The following is a 17054-nucleotide window of genomic DNA, read 5'->3' on the forward strand; positions in this document are numbered from 1 at the left end:
GTCACCGGGAATGGCACGGGCCCCGCCCCCCTCCCACGCCCCCTGTCGGAGATCGTCCCCGGCGCGCACACTGGAGGGACCGCATCGCCGGGGAGGGAGGCGCTGGATGAGGACGTCGGACTGGGTGGCCTCTCCATGGCGGCGGCGGGTGGTCGTCGCCGCGGCCGGGGCTCTGCCCGTGCTCGCCTTCCCTGCGCCGGACCTGTGGTGGTTCGCGTACGTGGCACTGGTGCCGTGGATGCTGGTGGTGCGCACCGCTCCGACCGGCCGCCGGGCACTCTACGACGGCTGGATAGGCGGCTTCGGGTTCATGCTGGCCATGCACCACTGGCTGCTGCCGAACCTCCATGTGTTCACCTTCGTCATCGCCGGACTGCTCGGTTCGCTGTGGGCCCCCTGGGCCTGGCTTGTGCGCCGGTTCCTGGTCGGCACGCCCTCCCCCGGACGCGTGGCCGCTGCCCTGCTGGTCGTGCCGTCCGGCTGGCTCGTGATCGAACTCGTCCGCTCCTGGCAGGGCCTCGGCGGCCCATGGGGCCTGCTGGGTTCCAGCCAGTGGCAGGTCGCACCCGCACTACGGCTGGCTTCGGTCGGCGGGGTCTGGCTGATCAGTTTCCTTGTCGTGGCCGTCAATGTCGCGGTCGCCGTGCTGGTCGCGGTCCGCCGGTCGCGGGCGCCCGCACTCGCCGGTCTGGTCGCGGCGGCCGTCGTGACCTCGGCGGTATGGCTGTGGTCGCCGCGACCCGAGCTCCGGGACGAGGCGCGGATCGCCGTCGTACAGCCCGGTGTCACCGAAGGCCCCGACAACCGGTTCACCCGCGAGGAAGCACTCACCCGCCGCCTCGTGGGACAGGACCTGGACCTGATCGTGTGGGGCGAGAGCAGCGTCGGCTACGACCTGGCCGACCGACCCGACCTCGCCGACCGGATCGCCTCGCTGGCCCGCGAGACGGACACGAACATCCTCGTGAACGTCGACGCCCGCCGCTCCGACCGCCCCGGCATCTACAAGAGCTCTGTGCTCGTCGGCCCCGACGGCCCCACCGGCGACCGCTACGACAAGATGCGCCTGGTCCCCTTCGGCGAGTACATCCCGGCGCGCTCCCTGCTCGGCTGGGCCACCTCGGTCGGCGAGGCCGCCGGCGAGGACCGCAGGCGCGGCACCGAGCAGGTCGTGTTCGACTCCGGGACGGGGCTGCGGATCGGCCCCATGGTCTGCTTCGAGTCCGCCTTCCCCGACATGAGCCGTCACCTCGCCCGGGACGGCGCCGAGTTGCTGCTCGCGCAGTCGGCGACCTCGACGTTCCAGCAGAGCTGGGCGCCCGAGCAGCACGCCTCGCTGGCCGCGCTGCGAGCCGCCGAGACCGGCCGCCCGATGGCCCATGCGACGCTCACCGGCGTCTCGGCGGTGTACGGAGCGGACGGCGAACGCGTCGGCTCCTGGCTGGGCACGGACGAGAGCACGACGGCGGTGTACGAGGTGCCGCTGGCGAGCGGTACGACCCTCTACGTCCGCTACGGCGACTGGCCGGTCCAGGCGGCGCTGCTGGTGCTGCTCGTGTGGAGTGCCTTCGAGGGCGTACGGACCGTGCGGCTCAGGCGGCGGACCGGTCCTCCACCGCCCGCACCACCCGCTCGCACAGCTCATGGGTCGCCAGCGCGTCCCGTGCGCTGAGCACCCTGCCCGCGCGCACGGCGTCGAGGAAGGCGAGCACCGCCTGCTCGATGCCGCGCTGCCGGGCCACCGGCACCCAGTCGCCGCGTCGCCTGGTGGACGGCTGCCCCTTGTGGTCGACGACCTCGGCCAGGTTCAGGACCTGCCGCTTGGTGTCCTGCCCGGAGACCTCCAGGACCTCCTCCGCCGAGCCGCTGAGCCGGTTCATGACGCCGAGCGCGGTGAAACCGGCCCCGGAGAGCTGCAGGACGACGTGGTGCAGCAGCCCGCCCTCGGTCCGCGCCCGTACGGTCATGTCCTCGATCTCTCCCGGCACCAGGAACCGCAGGGTGTCGACGACATGGATGAAGTCGTCCAGGATCATCGTGCGCGGCAGCTCGGGCAGGCCGATGCGGTTCTTCTGCATAAGGATCAGCTCGCGCGGGTGGTCGGCGCACTGAGCGTATCCGGGCGCGTACCGCCGGTTGAACCCCACGGCGAGGCCGACCTTGCGCTCCTCCGCGAGCCGTACGAGCCGTTCCGAGTCGGCGAGTTCGTACGCGAGCGGCTTGTCGACGTACGTGGGCACGCCCGCCTCCAGCAGTCGCCCGACGATCTCGGGGTGAGCGCCGGTGGGCGCGTGCACGAAGGCCGCGTCGAGGCCCTCGGCCAGCAGCGTGTCCAGGTCGGCGTGGCGCTGTCCGGGCGGGAGGTGAAGGCTGTCGGCGACGCGGGTGAGGGTCGCGGGCGTCCGCGTCTGCAGGTGGAGTTCGAGCCCCGGGCGGGTTCCGAGCACCGGGAGATAGGCCTTCTGCGCGATGTCGCCGAGTCCGATGCAGCCGACCTTCACAGGGGTCTCCCGTCCGCGGTGTGCCGTCAAAATGCCTCGTCGGCAGCATACGGGGACTGCGAGGATGGCCGACATGACAATCCAGCGCACCGAACCCTCCGTCACCGCAGGCGAACGGACCATGCTCGAAGGCTGGCTCGACTACCACCGCGAAACCCTCGCGATCAAGTGCGAGGGCCTGGACGACGCCCGGCTGCGAACCGCGGCGGTCCCGCCCTCGGAGCTCTCCCTGATGGGGCTGGTCCGGCACATGGCCGAGGTCGAACGCATCTGGTTCCGCAAGGTACTCGTGGACGAAGACGCGGGGCCGATCTACTTCAGCGAGGCGGACCCGGACGGCGAGTTTCATCTGACCGAGGCGGACACCTGGCAGGAGGCGTACGGCACCTGGCAGGAAGAGATCGCGGTCGCCCGGCGCAACGCGGAGGGCTTCGCGCTGGACGACGTCAGCAAGGCGGAGACCCGGCGGACCGGCGAGGCGCCGAGCCTGCGGTGGATCTACACCCACATGATCGAGGAGTACGCCCGGCACAACGGACACGCGGACCTGCTCCGGGAGCGGATCGACGGCACCACGGGGTACTGACGACCACGGGCGCCCGAATCCCCAGCGGCACCGGGCACCCGGCCCCCGCCCGCACCCGGCCCCAGCCCCAGCCCCAGCCCCAGCCCCAGCCCCAGCCCCAGCCCCAGCCCCAGCGACCATGTACCTGAGGTGACGGACGAAGGCGGGCAGCCCGCCCGCGCGGCACGCACCGCGAGCGGCGCCTGCGCTGTCGAGCGGTGGGCATCGGTCGGAAGCCATCAGGCGGTAACCATCAGGCGGAAGCAGTCGAGACGAGGCCGCCAGACCGAGCCCACGAAGCGAAGGCCGGCCCACAAGGACTTCGCCGGAGGCCGTCAGCCGGGGACCGGACACGACGCGTGGCGTCCTACCAGTCGGCGGCGCGCAGTGGGAGCGAGGCGAGCCGGCGGTGCGCGGGCCAGACCTCCACCAGCCCGGAAACGCCCCAAGCGGCGCCGCCGCAACGGGGCGACACCCCGGGCCGAGGCCCCCTTGGACGCCCCGGCGCGACACCCCGGGCCGACACCCCCTCGGACGCCGCGGCGCGACCACGCGCCCGACGGTGTCCGAGCGCACCCTCGCGTAGCCCCGGCGTCGCAGGCGGGCCCGCGCGTCACCCATGTGGGGGCATCCTTCGCCCCTCCCCTCCCCAAAGCGCCCCGGACACAGCAGAGTTGCGCGCGTGCATCGACCGACCACCACCGCAACGCTCCTGGTCACCGTGGCCGTCTCGGCCCTCACCGGCTGCGTGACCGCGCGACAACCGTCCCCGCCCCAGGCACCACCCGTCCCGTCCCTGCCGTCCCAGCCCCGCCCGGACGGCACGACCGAGACACAGATCGTCGAGGCCCCGGCGCGGGAGGCGCTGGAGCTGATCGGCCCGCCCCGGAAACCCTCTCCGAGCGCGTCCATCAAGCCGAAGGCCGCCCCGTCGACCTCTGCCACCACACCCCCGCCGCCGCCCACCGCGCCGAAGCCAACGAAGGCACGGCCGGCCCCCGTCGAGCGGCACGGGCCGCCGCCTTCCGAGTCCCACCCCCATGTCGAGGTCCCGCCCCTGCCCAAGACGATCCCGACGCAACCGCCCCAGAACGGCGATGTGTGCGCACTCGGTCACAAGTACGGCGGCTGGGGCAAGGACACCCCACAGGCGGCCATCTGCAAGGACGTGTACGGCCGTTGATGACTGCTCCCACCGATGCGCACGCCGCCCGGACTGAAGCTGGCCCTGAGCTGACGCCCGTCCGGAGCTGAAGCCGTCCGCCGGACCGAACCTGATCTCAGGGCCGCTGTCTCGGCGGACCCGGCGTCTCCCCACCGGAGGAGTCCGCCTCGTCGAGGCGCGCCTCCAGCCGTGCGAGGGCGGCGCGGATGGCGTCGCCGTAACGGTCGTCGCCCAGTGAGCCGAGCGCGCACCGCGCCAGGCGCAGATGGCTGCGCGCGGCGTCGTGGCGCGCGAGCTTGGCGTAGTCGGCGGCGAGGCTGAGGTGGAGCGAGGGGTAGAAGGCGCGCACGGCGGGCCCGTCGTGGGGGTCCGTCGCCCGGCCGTCGGAGAGTTCGTCGGCCGCCGACAACGCCCTGAGGTCCCAGGCCAGTTCGACGTCCGGGTCGTCCTGCGTGTCGGCCATGTAGTGCGCCAGCGTGCAGCGGTGGAGCGGGGGGCCATCCTCACCGATCTCCGCCCACAGCTTCAGGAGACGGTCCCGGGCCTCCTCGCGGTCACCGCCGTGGTGCAGCATGACCGCCTGCCCGATCCGGGTCATCATGGCGTCCGGTGCCATCTGCTCCTGTCGCTCCACCACCGCGTCCCTCCACATTCGTCGCCCCCTGTCCCGCCTGTCCCTCCCGACGCTAACGGCAGGCACCGGCAATCCCGGTCAGGCGGCTCCGTACGGCCGCGGGGGCGCCCCGGCAGCCGTACGGCTCATGGCCGGACGGGCCGGTGTGAGTGGAGGAGGGGCAGGTCAGCCGAGGTTCGGGATCGTCCAGTCGATGGGCTCGTGGCCCTGCTCGGCGACGGCCTCGTTGATCTGCGTGAACGGCTGGGAGCCGAAGAACTTCTTGGCGGACAGCGGGGAGGGGTGGGCGCCCTTGACCACCGCGTGGCGTGTCTCGTCGATCAGCGGGAGCTTCTTCTGCGCGTAGTTGCCCCACAGCACGAAGACGGCCGGGTCGGGACGGTCGGCGACCGCGCGGATCACGGCGTCGGTGAACTTCTCCCAGCCCTTGCCCTTGTGCGAGTTGGCCTCACCCGCGCGGACCGTGAGCACCGCGTTGAGCAGCAGCACGCCCTGCTGGGCCCACGGCATCAGATAGCCGTTGTCCGGGATCGGGGTGCCCAGCTCGGCCTGCATCTCCTTGTAGATGTTCCGCAGGGAGGGCGGGGTCTTCACGCCCGGCCGCACCGAGAAGCACAGGCCGTGGCCCTGGCCCTCGCCGTGGTACGGGTCCTGCCCGAGGATCAGGACCTTGACGCTCTCGTACGGCGTGGCGTCGAGGGCGGCGAAGACCTGCTCCCGCGGAGGGTAGACGGGACCCTTGGCACGCTCCTCCTCGACGAACTCGGTGAGTTCCTTGAAGTAGGGCTGCTGCAGCTCGTCCCCGAGGACCCCGCGCCAGGACTCGGGCAGCATGGCGATGTCGGTCACGTCAACTTCCTCCGGTGTGCGCTCACTTCACGGCCACGGAACATGCGGCCATGGACGGACGACCGCGCGGAAAAACGCGGCCGCCGTCAGAGCACAGAACCTACAGGCGCCCACTGACAATCGGGCCCCGCACCCGGAACTACCAGCTGGTCTTCCAGGAGAGCTGCCACATCGTCATCATCGTCGCCGGGTCGATGACGTTCTCCAGGCCGGCGATCTCCTCGTTGGCGGCCGTGTACGCCTTGCCCTGCCACAGCGGGATCAGTCGGGCGTCGTCGACGAGGATCTGCTGGGCCTGCTCGAACTCCTCGGACACGGCGCCCCGGTCGCTCTCCGCGCGGGACCTCGGCAGCAGCTTGTCGGTGATCTCGGGGGAGTCGTACGGGGTACCGAGCGCGTTCTGCTTGCCCACGAAGGGGGCGATGAAGTTGTCGGCGTCGTTGAAGTCCGGGTTCCAGCCGCGCCCGAAGATCGGGTACTCGCCCTTCTGGTAGCCCTGCGAGTAGGTCTTCCAGGGGCTGCTCTTCAGCGTGACCTTGAACAGACCGGACGCCTCCAACTGCCTCTTGAGCTCCTCGAAGGCCGGCTTCGTCTGGGAGCCGTAGCGGTCGGTGGTGTACCAAAGAGTGAGAGGAACCGTTTCGGTGATGCCCGCCTCGGTGAGGATGGCCTTCGCCTTGGTCGCGCTGGGGTTGCCGTAGTCGTCGAAGAAGCCCGTCGTGTGGCCCACCAGGCCCCTGGGGATCATGGAGTACAGCGGCTCGACGGTGTCCTTGTAGATGTTGTGGGCGAGCGCGGGCCGGTCGAGCACCTGGGCGACGGCCTTGCGGACCGCCGGGTTCTTGGCCCAGGTGTACTTCGGGTTGAACACCAGGTAGCTGATCTCGGTGGTGGCGTTCTCCACGATCTGGAGCCCCTCCTCGTCGTGGTTCTGCTGGATGTCCACGACGTCCGCGGCACCGAGCCCGCGGTAGATGACCGAGATGTCCTTGGTCTTGAGGGCCTTGACCATCTCGTCCGACTGCTGGAAGTACCGGATCGTGATGGCGGAGTTCTTGAGCTCCGCGATGCCCTTGTAGGTGTCGTTCCTGACCAGCTCGGCCTTCTCGCCCTCCGCGTAGGAGGCGAGGTTGTACGGTCCCGAGCCGGTGATCTCCCCGTCCTCGCGGAGTTTGTCCGCGGGGTAGTCCGCAGGGTCCACGATCGACATGGCGGGCGTGGTGAGGACGAGGGGGAAGGTCGCGTCGGGCTGGCTGAGGTGGAAGACGACCTCGCGGTCGCCTTTCGTCTGCACCCGGGAGAGGGTGGTCAGCAGCCCCGCGGGGCCACCGTTGACGTTGATCTTCCTGATCCGGTCGAACGAGTACTTCACGGCCGCCGCGTCCAGCGTGTGCCCGTTGGAGAACTTCAGGCCCTCCCGCAGCGTGCAGCTGTACGTGGTGCTGGAGCTGTCCGTGAACTCGCAGCTCTCGGCGGCGTCCGGCTCGGGCTCGGACCCGCCGGGCGAGTAGTTCAGCAGGGGCTGGAAGACGTTGCGCATCAGCTCCCAGGAGCTGTCCCAGGCCGCCGCCGGATCCAGGGTGCTCGGCCCACTGGTGGTCCCCACGATGATGGGGTCCGCGTCTTCGGCGGTGTCCGAGGAGAACACACCACACCCCGTGACCATGGATATGGACGCGATCACCGCGAGTGGCGGCAAGTATCGGTTCCGGTTGAACACGTGGATGCTCCTCGAAATGCCGTACCAAGAGTGGCCGAACGATACCGCAGGCCCCTCGAGCCGCTCCCGCCCGGCTGGCAGAGCCTTCGACCGGTCCGCTTGTGACGGCATTGTCGAGCCCCCGTAAGGGGTGCGGGCGGGCGCCGGAACGATTCGGTGAATCATCCACCGGCGCCCGCCGTGCCGTGTCAGCCGACCCCGGCGTTGAGGAAGATGCCGCCGTCGACCACGAGGGTCTGGCCGGTGATCCAGTCGGACTGGTCGGAGGTGAGGAACGCGGCGGCGCCGCCGATGTCCGAGGGCACCCCGAGCCTGCCGAGCGGGTAGGCCGCGGCGGCCTCGGCCTCCCGGCCCTCGTACAGGGCCTGGGCGAACTTGGTCTTCACCACGGCGGGCGCGATCGCGTTGGCCCGCACGCCCGGCGAGAACTCGTGCGCGAGCTGCACGGTCAGATTGATCATGGCGGCCTTGCTGATGCCGTACGCGGCGATGAACGGCGAGGCCGAGACCCCGGCGACGGAGGCGATGTTGACGATCGCCCCGCCGTTGTCCTTCTGCCAGGCGTGCCAGGTCCGCTGGGCGAAGCCGAGGGCCGAGACGACGTTGGTCTCGAACACCTTGCGCGCCACGTTCAGGTCCATGTCGGCGATCGGGCCGAACACCGGGTTCGTGCCGGCGTTGTTGACCAGGAAGTCGACACGGCCGAAGGCCTCCATGGTGCGCTCGACGGCCTGCGCCTGGTGGGCCTCGTCATGGGCCTTGCCGGCGACGCCGATGACACGGTCGGCGCCGAGCTTGTCGACGGCCTCCTTCAGGGCATCCTCGTTACGGCCCGTGACGCACACCCGGTCACCGCGCGCGACGAGGGCCTCCGCGATGCCGTAGCCGATGCCGCGGCTGGCGCCGGTGATGAGGGCGACCTTGCCCGAAAGCTCGGGAAGTTCCACCGAAGTCATGTTCGATCCCTTAGTTGAGCGGTCCGCCGGCGACGTACAGCACCTGACCGGAGACGAATCCGGCGTCCTCACCCGTGAAGTAGGCGATGGCGCCCGCGATGTCCTCGGGCCGGCCGACGCGCTGCACGGGAATCTGGGTGGCGGCCGCGGCCTGGAAGTCCTCGAAGCCCATGCCGACACGGGCGGCGGTGGCGGCGGTCATGTCGGTGACGATGAAGCCGGGCGCGACGGCGTTGGCGGTGACGCCGAACTTGCCGAGCTCGATGGCGAGGGTCTTGGTGAAGCCCTGGAGACCGGCCTTGGCGGCGGAGTAGTTGACCTGGCCCCGGTTGCCGAGCGCGGAGGACGAGGAGAGGTTGACGATGCGGCCGAACTTGGCCTCCACCATGTACTTCTGGACGGCCTTGGCCATCAGGAAGGCGCCGCGCAGGTGCACGTTCATGACCGTGTCCCAGTCGGACGCGCTCATCTTGAACAGCAGGTTGTCGCGGAGCACACCCGCGTTGTTGACCAGGATGGTCGGAGCACCCAGCTCCTCGGCGATCCGGGTGACGGCGGCCTCTACCTGGGCCTCGTCGGAGACGTCGCAGCCGACCGCGAGCGCCCTGCCGCCGGCGGCGGTGATCTTCTCCACGGTGTCCTTGCACGCGGCCTCGTCGAGGTCGATCACCGCGACGGCACGCCCCTCGGCGGCCAGTCGTACGGCGGTCGCGGCGCCGATGCCGCGCGCGCCACCCGTGACCACGGCGACACGCTGCTCAGTGGTGGACATTGCTGGTTCTCCTCGCCCTTGGGATGCGGCTCCTGCGGCGCCTCTTCGGTGAGCGACCGCTTAGTACCTTCAGTACACGTGACGCTAGAAGTCCTGGCACCCGGTGTCAACGCTCCACCCGGTGTGATCCCTTACGTCTGCCCGGTCACTTCACCAGAAGAGCGAGCAGCCGCTCGGCTTCCGCCATCGGATCCATGGTGAGCCCCGTGTGCACGGGCCCCGCCTGCACGACCGTCGAACGGGGCGCGACGAGCCAGCGGAAGCGCCGCCCGGCGTCGTCACGAGCGGCTTGTCCCGCCGCCTCTCCCCCGGCGCACGCACCCTCCACGGCGCGCAGCGCGGCGCGTACGCCCGCCACGTCCGCCCCCGGGTCCAGGGCGAGCAGCTTGGCCTCGTCGAGATGGGTGCGGGCCGACACGAGAGCCCGCGAGCGGCTGTACACGAGGACGCCCGCGTTGAAGCACTCGCCGCGCTCGATCCGGGGCACGACCCGCAGCAGCGCGTACTCGTAGACGTCCTGCCCGGTCGCCCCGGTCCCCAGGAAGCGGTCGCTCACTTGATCCCCTCGATCTTGATCCCCTCGATGCGTTCGTGAATGCCGGCGGCGCGGGCGAGGAGCGGTTGCGCGTACGCCCGCCGCAGCGCGTCCGGTGTCTCGAATCCGGGCTCGCCGGTCAGCCAGACGTCCGGGATCTCGGCGGTCACCTCGGTGAGCAGTTCCTCGGTGACCCGGGGCGCGAGTTCGGCGGCGGCCGCCACGACATCGGGGCCGAAGCGGGCGAGTGCGTGGTCGGCGGCGTCGTACGGCTTGGCGGCGGAGGCGCGGGCGCCGGGCCAGTGGTGGTGCCAGATCATGGTGGCGCCGTGGTCGATGAGCCACAGCTCGCCGTGCCACATGAGCAGGTTCGGGTTGCGCCAGGAGCGGTCGACGTTGTTGATCAGCGCGTCGAACCAGACGATCCGCCCGGCCTCCTCGGGGCTCACCTCGAAGGCGAGTGGGTCGAAGCCGATGGCGCGGGTGAGGAAGTCCATGCCGAGGTTGGTGCCGCCGCTCGACTTGATCAGCTTCTGCACCTGCTCCTCGGGCTCGCCGAGTCCCAGGACGGGATCGAGGTCGACGGCCACCAGCCCGGGGACGCGCAGTCCGAGCCGTCTGGCCAGCTCCCCGCAGACGACCTCCGCGACGAGTGTCTTGCGGCCCTGACCGGCTCCGGTGAACTTCAGGACGTAGGTCCCCAGGTCGTCCGCCTCGACGAGTCCAGGGAGCGAGCCACCCTCACGAAGGGGTGCGATATAGCGGGTCGCGGCGACCTCTCTCAACATTTCCTCAGGTCATCCACTTCTTTGTCCTCGCAATCCATGGTTGCCCCAGGAGGTCCCCAACAGCTGGATTGACCCGTCATCAGCCCTGGGGAGAATCTGGGGAGTTTCGACCAGCATGCAGATCTCCGCGCCTCCCCAGCAGTCCGTCAGTGGCCATCCGGCCCTTGCGTCCGGCCTCCGGCATGAAGTGAGCATAGTAACCGAGCGTGATCACCGATGAGGAGTGCCCGAGCCACCGCGCCACGCTCACTACAGCCTCTCCCGCCTCCACGGCCTTCAGCCAGCCCGTGGGGGCGGCGTCGAGGCCAGGCGGCTCCGGTGGTGGTAGCCCTCGGCGCGCCGAACCGGGTCGTGTAGTGGCGGGAGTACGCCTGGTCCGCGGCGTAGATGGCGAGGGTCGCGGTGCCGTGCCGGTCGGTGACGAGGTAGCTGAGCTCGCCGCTGCCGCTCTCGTTGGAGCGGACGGCGACGGTCAGGTCAGACATAGGATGTCCCCGAGCTGAGACCGGCGAGGGAGCGAGCGGCAAACTGACAGCAGGAGCAGCGGCGTTGGCGTCAGACCCCACATGACTCACCCCTTGTCACCGATCCGCGATGTCAGGTATTCATGGGATGTTCGCGCCGGGAGTGTTGTCAACGCTCACAGCGCATGAGGCTCCCCATCAACCCGTTCTGCCAGTACGTCAGGCGGCCGCCGACGCCGAAGGGAAGGCGCTACGGCCGAGCTGCTGACACGAACGGCGATCAGCCCCGCTGGTTCAGCAATCACTCGCAGAAGAGGACGCAGCATGAGAAAGTCCTGGGTTCTCCCCCTGATCTCGCTTGTCGCTGCCGTGCTCGGCGTGACGACGGCAGGCATCACCCCTGCTTCCGCCGCCTCCGACACACCTTTGCGCGTCATGCCGTTGGGCGACTCCATAACCTGGGGTGTGGGAAGTAGTACGGGCAACGGCTACCGGGGGCCGTTGTGGAACAAGCTCGCGGCGGACGGGCATCCGCTGGACTTCGTGGGCACGGTGCGGGGCGGTTCGATGTCCGACCCCGACAACGAAGGCCACTCCGGATACAAGATCCACCAGATCGCCGCACTCGCCAGCCCTCCACTGACCCGCTACCGGCCCAACGTCGTGACGCTGATGATCGGCACCAACGACCTCAACGAGTCCTACCAAGTCCCCACGGCCACCGCCCGGCTGAAGTCGCTGGTCACCCAGATCACCGCCGACGTCCCCGACACAACAGTCCTCGTGGCCTCCCTGGTCGTGTCCACGAGCGGCTCGGAGGAGCAGTACCGGGCCGCGTACAACCGGGCCATTCCCCAAATCGTCAGCGAGGCACAGGCCGCGGGCAAGCGCGTCGCGTACGTGGACATGAGCAGCCTGACCACGGCCGACCTGGCCGACGCCTTGCACCCCAACGACACGGGCTACCAGAAGATGGCGGACGCCTTCCACCGCGGCATCAAGTCCGCGGACAGTGCCGGGTGGTTGAAGAACCCCGCGCCCGCCGCCGCGCGCGTGCAGTCCGGCATCGCCGGCAAGTGCCTGGATGTCAACGGCGCCGGCACCGCCGACGGAACCGCCGTCCAGATCTGGAGCTGCGGCGGCGGCGCCAACCAGCTCTGGTCCGCCTACACCGACGGCACCCTGCGCTCCCTGGGCAAGTGCCTCGACGTCGCCGGCGGGAGCACCGCCAACGGCACCAAAGTGCAGCTCTGGGCCTGCCACGGCGGCGCCAACCAGGTATGGCAGCCCTACAACGGCGGCTACCGCAACCCCGCCTCCGGCCGCTGCCTCGATGTTCCGGGCTTCTCCACGGCCGACGGCACGCAGCTCCAGGTGTGGGACTGCCACGGCGGCTCCAACCAGAAGTGGACTGCCCTGACCGCCGGATGACCTCCGCTCCCACTCGATGACTCGAACCAGCCAGAGCGCTCACCAGACATACGATGTCTGGACAGTGACGATTCGCATCAATAGGTATCTGAAAGGGATGAACTCGCGGTCCGGAAACCGCTTTTCATCCCTGCACGTTGGTTGACATCCCGGGGAGCCATGACCGACCTTCGTGCGTAACACGCGGCGCCCCCTGCACAGCGGCCCACGCCGTCCCGTGTCCTCTGCCCCCTGTCCTCCTTCGCACCAGGGATGTGTCCATGCCTAGTCCGATCAACAGACGCCACTTCCTGGCCGGCTCCACCTCTGTGGCCGCGGCCGCCGTGGCCGGAGGTTTGTTCAGCACCGGTGTCGCCCACGCGGCACCCAGCACGTACACGCCCGACTGGAACTCGGTCGACCAGCACCCGCCGGCCCCGGAGTGGTTCCAGGACGCGAAGTTCGGGATCTACTTCCACTGGGGCGTCTTCAGCGTCCCGGCCTTCGGCAACGAGTGGTACCCGCGCAACATGTACGAGGCGGGCAACAACGCCAACCAGCACCACATCGCGACCTACGGCCAGCCGTCCGCATGGCCGTACCACAACTTCATCGACGGAGCCCAGGACCTGGCGGGCAACTTCAAGGAGTTCGCGCCGAAGCTGAAGTCTGCCGGCGGGAAGTTCGATCCCGACGAGTGGGTGCAGCTGTTCGTCGACGCCGGCGCCAGGTTCGCCGGCCCGGTCGCCGAGCACCATGACGGCTTCTCCATGTGGGACAGCCAGGTCAACGAGTGGAACTCGGTGAGGAAGGGCCCAGGACTGGACCTGCTCAAGCTCTTCACCACGGCCATCCGCGCCAAGGGCCTCAAGCTGCTGGTGGCCATGCACCACGCGTACAACTTCACCGGGTTCTACGAGTTCGCCCCCGCCCAGACGGACCCGAGCCTCAAGAAGCTCTACGGGCAGCTCGGCTCGGCCGCGGAGAACCAGCTCTGGTTCGACAAGCTCAAGGAGGTCATCGACCGCGCCCAACCCGACATCCTGTGGCAGGACTTCAACCTGGACGCCGTCGACGAGCAACAGCGCCTCAACTTCCTGGCGTACTACTACAACCAGGCGAACAGTTGGGGCCGTGAGGTCGTCACCACGTACAAGGACGGCATGAACGGCAAGGGCGAGGTCTTCGACTACGAGCGCGGCGGCCCGGCCGACCTCACCCGCCCGTACTGGCTGACCGACGACAGCATCTCCAGCAGTAGCTGGTGCTACACCCAGGGCATCGGCTACTACACCATCCAGCAGATGCTGCACTCGTTCATCGACCGGGTCAGCAAGAACGGCAACATGCTGCTGAACATCGCGCCCATGGCCGACGGCACCATCCCCCAGGCGCAGAAAGACATCCTGCTCGGTATCGGAGACCACCTGAAGCGCTTCGGCGAGTCGGTGTACGCGACCCGGGCGTGGACCGTGTACGGCGAGGGCCCGACGAAGATGGGCGGCGGCTCGTTCACCACCCCGCACGCAGGCACGGCGCAGGACATCCGCTTCACCCGCGACAAGGCCGACAACGTCCTGTACGCCACCGTCCTGGGCTGGCCGGGCCGTTCGCTGACGATCAAAACCCTCAGCTCGGACCGGATCAACCTCTCGTCGCTGTCCTCGGTGAAGCTCCTCGGGTCGACCGCCGGCACCTACATCGACCTGCCCACACCGACCCAGAACTCCTCCGGCCTCACGGTCACCCTGCCGTCCTCGGCGCCGTACAGCGCCAACGCCTACGTCCTGAAGCTCGACTTCTCCGGCACGATCCCGGGCCTGCGGCCGCTCGCCGGCGCCATCGGCTTCACGAACGTCGACTACGCCGGCGACCACGCCGTACTCCCCCTCGGCGACTACACCGCGGCCGACCTGACCGCGGCCGGTCCGGGCCCGCGCACCCTCTCCTCCCTCCGGCCGGCCCCCGGCTACCGGGTGGTCGGTTACTCCGGGGACAACTTCACCGGCACCTCCTGGACCTTCACCGCCGACAACCCCGACCTCCGGGTCACCGGCAACAACGACCAGATCACCTCGCTGAGGGTCCAGTTCAACCCGGCGACGTACTTCCGGATCGGCAACGTCACCAACGGCCTCGCCCTGGACAGCGGCGGCAACGTCGCCTCCGGGTCCAACCTCAAGCAGTGGACCTGGAACGGCAACGCCAACCTGCAGTGGCAGGCGGAGGCGGTCGGAGGCGGGTACTACAGGCTGGTCAACCGCACGAACGGCATGGTCGCCGACGGCTGGGGCGCCACCGCCGACGGCTCCGCGGCAAGACAGGCCGCCTGGAACGGTGGCACCAACCAGCACTGGACGATCACCCACCGGGGCGGCAACAGCTACTCGATTGCCAACCGCACCACCGGCCTGGTCCTCGACGGCGGCGGCAACGTCGACTCGGGCTCAGTCACCAAGCAGTGGACGTACGGCAGCAGCGCCAACCTGCTGTGGACCTTCACGGCCGTCTGATCCCCGATAGCGCGAGCGGCTGCGGTGGCGTACTCCTCGTACGCCGCCGCAGCCGTCAGGTGGTCGCCCGGCGGGTGCCACCCGGCTCGGCTCGCCCACAGCACTCCCCGGTCACGGGCAGCGAGGTGTCGAAGCGCATCGACGCCACATTGCCGCCGCCATTGCCGCCGCCAAACTGTCATGAAACAGGTCAAAGGAACTTTTCTCGCGTCCGACCCCCTTGCTGCCCCCTTGTTTCACCCGAGTCATGTCCGTTAACTTCCCCAACGAGGTGAAGCGCTTCGACACTCTTAGGGAAGGGCCGTCCCCATGACGCACCAGGTGAACCGCCGAGGCTTGGCCTTCCAGCTCGGGACGACCCCTGGATCGCCCTCGCCCCGCACACCCCCGCGACCGCCTACCTCACCGTGTGGCCGCACAGCCCGTGCCGAGGTGCTGTACGCCGCCGGTCCGGCCGTCGCCGTCTGGCACCCGGCCACCACCGACCTCACCATGACCCTTCCCACCGTGCCCTCCGCGGCGCTGCCGCGCCACACCCGCATGGAGCCGGACGCTTCCTGAGCGCCGTTTCCCCGCCGCCCACCCGACGAAAGGACGACCGAGGGTGCCCGCTCAGGACCAGCCCGCCCGCGCCGCCGACCCCGTGATCCCCGGGTTCCATCCCGACCCGAGCATCTGCCGGGTCGGCGACGACTACTACCTCGCCTGCTCCAGCTTCGAGTACTTCCCCGGCGTACCGATCTTCCACAGCCGCGACCTGGTGCGCTGGCGGCAGATCGGCAACGTGCTGGACCGGCCGGAGCAGTTGCGCCTGCCGTCCTCCATGCCGTCCTCGGGCGGCATCTACGCCCCCACCCTGCGCCATCACGACGGCCGCTTCTGGTTGATCGTCACCAACTGCAGCGAGGGCGGCGGCAACCTGATCGTCACGGCCACCGACCCCGCCGGACCGTGGTCGGATCCCGTCCGGGCCCCGGGCGTGCCCGGCATCGATCCCGACCTGGTCTGGGACGAGGACGGCACCTGCTGGTGCACGGTCGCGGGGGTGTCACAGGTCCGCCTGGACCCGTCCAGCGGCGAGACGTACGGGACCCCGCACCCGCTCTGGTCCGGCGGCCCCGGCGCCAAGGCCCCGGAGGCGCCGCACCTGTACCGGATCGGCGACCACTGGTACCTGCTCATCGCCGAGGGCGGAACGGAGCGCGGTCACGGCGTGTCGATCGCCCGCGGCCGTACCCCGACCGGCCCGTTCGCGCCGTGCCCGGCCAACCCGATCCTCACCCACCGCGGCACCGACCACCCCGTGCAGAACACCGGCCACGCGGACCTGGTCCAGGGCCCCGACGGCTCCTGGTGGATGGTCTTCCTCGGCGTACGGCCGCGCGGCGGCACCCCCGGCTGGCACGTGCTCGGCCGGGAGACCTTCCTGGCTCCCGTGACCTGGGAGGACGGCTGGCCGGTCGTCGGCGAGGTCACCATGGACCTGTCCACACTCCCCTGGCCGCTCTCCCCCGCCCCCGCCGAGGAACGGCGCGACGACTTCGAGCTCGGCGAACTCGGACCGGCCTGGATCTCCGTGCGAGACCGCCCCACCGAGCTCTGCACCACCAAGGAGCGTCCCGGATGGCTGACGCTCCGCGCGCGGGGCGGCTCCCTGGACGAGCCCGACGTGGTGTTCACCGGCCGCCGTCAGCAGCACCTGACCTGCCGGGCACGCACCTTGGTCGACCCGGGGCGGGGGCGCGGCGGCCTCGCCGTCCGGCTGGACGAGCAGCACCACTACGCGATCGAGGCATCCGGGACGGACGTACGGGTGATCGCGCGCGTCGGCTCCCTGCGCACCGTCGTGGCCGAGCGCTCCGTACCCGCCGGGCCCCTGGTCCTCGCCGTCTCCATCACGGACCCACCGCCTCCGCTCGGGCCGTGCACCGGACCGGACACCGTCTCCCTGGGCATCGAACAGTCCGACGGCACGTTCACCGAACTCGCGGCACTCGACGGCCGCTACCTGTCGACCGAGGTCGCCGGTGGTTTCACCGGCCGCGTCATCGGCGTGTACGCGGCCGAGGGCGCCGTCCACTTCGACTGGTTCGACTACGAGCCCCTGGACCACTGAACCGGCCCACTCCCCTGTCCGGAGCACCACATACGCACTGCTGCCGCTGTGGAGCGGAGCGCGAAC

15 protein-coding genes are annotated in these 17054 nt (G+C 69.9%); 7 read left to right on the plus strand and 8 right to left on the minus strand.

All coding sequences use genetic code 11. The features are described from left to right. The first annotated feature begins 106 nt into the window (after positions 1-106). Positions 107-1672, plus strand: a complete 1566-nt coding sequence (gene lnt / locus ACFY9I_RS07510) for an apolipoprotein N-acyltransferase (protein WP_390997914.1) — start codon at positions 107-109, stop codon at positions 1670-1672. On the opposite strand, the gene ACFY9I_RS07515 is transcribed toward lnt, so the two are convergent. Beyond that, positions 1593-2501: a Gfo/Idh/MocA family oxidoreductase gene (locus ACFY9I_RS07515; protein ID WP_390997916.1), complete on the minus strand. Its 909-nt coding sequence runs from the start codon at positions 2499-2501 to the stop codon at positions 1593-1595. The two genes, lnt and ACFY9I_RS07515, sit on opposite strands and share 80 nt — an antisense overlap. Before the next feature lie 73 nt (positions 2502-2574). Between ACFY9I_RS07515 and ACFY9I_RS07520 the strand changes: the two genes are divergently transcribed. Beyond that, positions 2575-3087: a DUF664 domain-containing protein gene (locus tag ACFY9I_RS07520; protein ID WP_390998119.1), complete on the plus strand. Its 513-nt coding sequence runs from the start codon at positions 2575-2577 to the stop codon at positions 3085-3087. 661 nt (positions 3088-3748) lie between these two features. After that, a complete protein-coding gene (locus tag ACFY9I_RS07525) occupies positions 3749-4249 on the plus strand; it encodes a hypothetical protein (RefSeq protein ID WP_390997919.1) in 501 nt (166 codons plus the stop codon). A gap of 97 nt (positions 4250-4346) precedes the next feature. Here ACFY9I_RS07525 and ACFY9I_RS07530 read toward each other — a convergent pair whose 3' ends face one another. The 7 genes from ACFY9I_RS07530 to ACFY9I_RS07560 all read right to left on the minus strand — a co-directional run bounded on the left by ACFY9I_RS07530 (position 4347) and on the right by ACFY9I_RS07560 (position 10485). Further along, positions 4347-4868 (minus strand): hypothetical protein, encoded by a 522-nt coding sequence (locus tag ACFY9I_RS07530; protein WP_390997922.1) that lies wholly within the window; start codon positions 4866-4868, stop codon positions 4347-4349. A 162-nt stretch (positions 4869-5030) separates the two neighbouring features. Further along, positions 5031-5714, minus strand: coding sequence for a uracil-DNA glycosylase (locus tag ACFY9I_RS07535; RefSeq protein ID WP_390997924.1), 684 nt, complete (start codon positions 5712-5714; stop codon positions 5031-5033). A gap of 139 nt (positions 5715-5853) precedes the next feature. Beyond that, on the minus strand, positions 5854-7434 hold the full coding sequence (locus tag ACFY9I_RS07540) for an ABC transporter substrate-binding protein (protein ID WP_390997927.1): 1581 nt from the start codon (positions 7432-7434) through the stop codon (positions 5854-5856). A gap of 188 nt (positions 7435-7622) precedes the next feature. Further along, positions 7623-8390, minus strand: a complete 768-nt coding sequence (locus tag ACFY9I_RS07545) for a glucose 1-dehydrogenase (protein ID WP_390997930.1) — start codon at positions 8388-8390, stop codon at positions 7623-7625. 10 nt (positions 8391-8400) lie between these two features. Beyond that, positions 8401-9162, minus strand: a complete 762-nt coding sequence (fabG, locus tag ACFY9I_RS07550; protein ID WP_215451095.1) for a 3-oxoacyl-ACP reductase FabG — start codon at positions 9160-9162, stop codon at positions 8401-8403. 145 nt (positions 9163-9307) lie between these two features. Next, complete coding sequence (locus ACFY9I_RS07555; RefSeq protein ID WP_390997933.1) at positions 9308-9718, minus strand: DUF3037 domain-containing protein; 411 nt, start codon at positions 9716-9718, stop codon at positions 9308-9310. Beyond that, on the minus strand, positions 9715-10485 hold the full coding sequence (locus tag ACFY9I_RS07560) for a HipA family kinase (protein WP_390997935.1): 771 nt from the start codon (positions 10483-10485) through the stop codon (positions 9715-9717). The genes ACFY9I_RS07555 and ACFY9I_RS07560 overlap by 4 nt, the downstream gene beginning before the upstream one ends. A gap of 788 nt (positions 10486-11273) precedes the next feature. Here ACFY9I_RS07560 and ACFY9I_RS07565 point away from each other — a divergent pair. The 4 genes from ACFY9I_RS07565 to ACFY9I_RS07580 all read left to right on the plus strand — a co-directional run bounded on the left by ACFY9I_RS07565 (position 11274) and on the right by ACFY9I_RS07580 (position 16988). Continuing rightward, positions 11274-12380: a ricin-type beta-trefoil lectin domain protein gene (locus tag ACFY9I_RS07565; protein WP_390997937.1), complete on the plus strand. Its 1107-nt coding sequence runs from the start codon at positions 11274-11276 to the stop codon at positions 12378-12380. Between the two features lie 260 nt (positions 12381-12640). Continuing rightward, positions 12641-14872 carry an alpha-L-fucosidase gene (locus ACFY9I_RS07570; RefSeq protein WP_390997939.1) on the plus strand — a complete coding sequence of 744 codons (2232 nt, stop codon included), beginning with the start codon at positions 12641-12643 and terminating at the stop codon, positions 14870-14872. A gap of 432 nt (positions 14873-15304) precedes the next feature. Continuing rightward, on the plus strand, positions 15305-15433 hold the full coding sequence (locus ACFY9I_RS07575) for a hypothetical protein (RefSeq protein WP_390997942.1): 129 nt from the start codon (positions 15305-15307) through the stop codon (positions 15431-15433). Between the two features lie 43 nt (positions 15434-15476). After that, complete coding sequence (locus ACFY9I_RS07580) at positions 15477-16988, plus strand: family 43 glycosylhydrolase (RefSeq protein ID WP_390997945.1); 1512 nt, start codon at positions 15477-15479, stop codon at positions 16986-16988. The last annotated feature ends 66 nt before the right edge of the window (positions 16989-17054 follow it).

The sequence above is a fragment of the Streptomyces sp. NPDC012510 genome (assembly GCF_042955065.1).
Taxonomy (GTDB): domain Bacteria; phylum Actinomycetota; class Actinomycetes; order Streptomycetales; family Streptomycetaceae; genus Streptomyces.